The organism is Bradyrhizobium manausense (assembly GCF_001440035.1).
Taxonomy (GTDB): domain Bacteria; phylum Pseudomonadota; class Alphaproteobacteria; order Rhizobiales; family Xanthobacteraceae; genus Bradyrhizobium; species Bradyrhizobium manausense.
The window spans coordinates 1-2,861 of sequence record NZ_LJYG01000064.1 but is presented as its reverse complement, the minus strand read 5'-3'; the positions used below and the strand labels follow the sequence as shown (position 1 = coordinate 2,861).

The 2,861-nt window shown below is 59.9% G+C and carries 2 protein-coding genes; one reads left to right on the top strand and one right to left on the bottom strand.

Going from position 1 to position 2,861, the window contains the following annotated elements; all coding sequences use genetic code 11:
• Window positions 1–244: 244 nt before the first annotated feature.
• Window positions 245–1,270: an IS110 family RNA-guided transposase gene (locus tag AOQ71_RS16770; protein ID WP_057748104.1), complete on the bottom strand. Its 1,026-nt coding sequence runs from the start codon at window positions 1,268–1,270 to the stop codon at window positions 245–247.
• A 243-nt stretch (window positions 1,271–1,513) separates the two neighbouring features.
• On the opposite strand from AOQ71_RS16770, the gene AOQ71_RS16765 reads away from it, so the two are divergent.
• Window positions 1,514–2,860, top strand: a complete 1,347-nt coding sequence (locus AOQ71_RS16765; protein ID WP_057748100.1) for an IS5 family transposase — start codon at window positions 1,514–1,516, stop codon at window positions 2,858–2,860.
• Window position 2,861 lies beyond the last annotated feature (1 nt).

Genomic DNA, 2,861 nt, shown 5'->3' with positions numbered 1-2,861 from the left:
GTTCTTTAATCGCGGGCACGGTGTCAACCCCGATTAGACAAAAATCATCCACTGCCGGGTTCATGGTTCTTTCCGCGGTCGTCTCTACAGCCGCCGCATGATGGCGTTCAAGAGGTGTGCATCTCGATGTGAAGAGCGCGGTGCGTAACGCCCGCAGGGACGACTTCGAGATTGCCAACACCTTCGTCCCGGCAGGGACGCTTGTTCCGCCGGAGGCGGATCTGGGTGTCGGTTTAGGGTTACTTCATGCGGCGCGCATCTCTGCCTGGAACTCAGTGCCGTCGGTCCAGATGGAGTGGAGGATGACAGCCATTTTGCGAGCAACGGCAACCTTCGTCTTTTTGGCGCCGATCCTTTTTGTCAGTTTGCTGCCCCAGCGCTTGAGCGCAGAACCTCGCCTGACAACGGTCAGCAGGACGTTCGCGGCTTCGAACAGATAAGTCCGAACCTGATGGTTGCCGCGTTTGGAGATGCGGCCAGTGCGGTCGATCTCGCCGGATTGATGACGTCTTGGTGTCAGGCCGAGATAGGCACCAACGTCGGCGGAATGTCTGAAGCGAGCGGGGTTGTCGATGGTAACGACGAAGGCCAGAGCGGTCAGGGGACCGATACCGGGAACGGTCATCATTCGCCGAACAGTTTGGTCACCCTTCGCCATCACCAGAAGTTCTCGATCAAATTTTTCAATTTGCTCGGTCAAACAGGACTGAGCAAGGAGTAGCGGCGCGAAAATACTTTGCAAATCCGGCGATTCAGCGAGGACGGCGTTGACTTTGCGAGCCAGATTGGTCGAACCGGCCCTGCCGAGCAATATTCCCAGCCCCTTACAAAGACCACGCATCTGGTTGTCGAGGTCACGCCGCAGATCCACCAGCTTGCTTCGAGCCGCCAGCATCGAACGGGTTTTCCAGCTCTCCGCCCCCTTCACGGCAGCTTCCCGGTACCATCCCATGCGGGCCATTTCGGCCAATCCCTTGGCATCGTTTTGATCCGACTTGTTGATACGCATTGATAACGCCGCGTTGGCGTGACGCGCATCAAGGCAAATCACCGGAAAGCCCAGTGCCCTGAGTTGATGCCAAAGCCAATTGGATAGCGAGCCCGTTTCAAAGACGATCCGCTCAGCATTGCCGGCATGACGCCTTAGGAGCTCAGCGATCGCCTCCGGATTGGTCGGCGCACAACCTTCGAATGTCACGCCGCCGGCCTGGTCCAAAACGCAAATGCTGGTTTCTTCCATAGAGATGTCCAGACCAACGTACTGCTTCATAGCGCGGCTCCTTTTCGATTTGCTGACGCCGATCGTACCGATCCTCGTGTTCTCAAGAAGACGTCAGCCGCGATTACGCCATGTGAAGAGCGGCTAAGCGATTGAGCTGGGATCGCAATATTCGTTGTGGCCTGTTTTGGGATTGCAGGGTTTTGATGTTTCGGGCATCGGAACCCTGCAATTTCATTTTGAGGATTCTTTCGAATCGCCAGGCATGATTCTGTCGTCGCATCGGAGGTGGCGATGCGACCGAAGAAGCACAGGACGACGGGATCGGGCGATCTGTTCCGGGCCAGGCTGGACCAGATCATCAATATGAAGCACGAGCTGGTTCAGCTCGCCGGCAAGGTCGATTGGGACTGGATCGACGGCGAGATCGCGCCGCTCTATAGCGAGAACGGCCGGCCGGGCATCGCGACCCGCTTTGTGATCGGGCTGCTGCTGCTCAAGCACATTTACGGCCTGTCCGATGAGGGGGTCTGCGAGCGCTGGGTCCACGACCCGTATTTCCAGTACTTCACCGGCGAAGAGTTCTTTCAGCATGCGTTCCCGCACGAGCGCTCGGATTTGAGCCACTGGCGCAAGCGGCTCGGCGACAAGCTGGAGCTGCTGTTGGCCGAGAGCCTGCGGGTGGCGCACCAGGCCGGCGCGTTACGCAGCCAGGATCTCAAGCGGGTCACGGTCGATACCACCGTGCAGCCAAAGGCCATCACCTTCCCGACCGATGCCAAGCTGCTGCACGCGGCGATCAAGGGGCTCAACCGTCTGGCGAAGAGGCACGGGATCAGGCTGCGGCAATCCTATCTTCGCATTGCCAAGACCGCCGCGATGATGGCGGGACGCTACGCCCATGCCAAGCAATTCAGGCGGCATCAGCGGCAGTTGCGGATCCTGCGCTCGAGGCTGGGCCGGATCATTCGCGATATCCGCCGCAAGATCGACGGTCAGGCCGTGCTCGAGAACGCGTTCGCCCTTCCGCTCAGCCGGGCCTCGCAGATCCGCTCGCAGCAGCAGCGCCAGCGCGGCTGGAAGCTTTATTCCTTCCACGCCCCGGAGGTGGAGTGCATCGGCAAAGGCAAGGCCGCCGCGCCTTACGAGTTCGGTGTCAAAGCCTCCATCGTCACCAACAACCGCCGCGCTCCAGGTGGCCTGTTCGTGCTCCACGCCAGGGCGCTCCCCGATAACCCGTACGACGGTCACACCTTGCGGGACGTCATCGACCGCGCCGAGACACTCACCGGCTGTCCGATCGAGCGGGCCTATGTCGACAAGGGATACCGCGGCCACGACGTACAAAATCCCCGTCGCGTCTTCATCTCCGGCCAGAAACGCGGTGTCTTCGGAGCCATCAAACGCGAGCTGCGACGCCGATCCGCTATCGAACCCATCATCGGACATTTGAAGACCGATGGTCACCTCGGCCGCTGTTACCTCAAAGGCCGCGCCGGCGATGCCGCCAACGTCATCCTTTCAGCCGTCGGCCACAATTTCCGCCGCATCCTCGCCTGGCTGAGGGCTCTCTCGTGCCTCATCCTGACCGTACTCATAGCAGCCATCAGTCGTCGCCCAGCGCTCAAATCGGCTTCTTAAC

Excerpts from the sequence above, each read along its gene's own strand:
- AOQ71_RS16770 (WP_057748104.1), bottom strand. The coding sequence starts at position 1,270 with ATGAAGCAGTACGTTGGTCTGGACATCTCTATGGAAGAAACCAGCATT.
- AOQ71_RS16765 (WP_057748100.1), top strand. The coding sequence starts at position 1,514 with ATGCGACCGAAGAAGCACAGGACGACGGGATCGGGCGATCTGTTCCGG.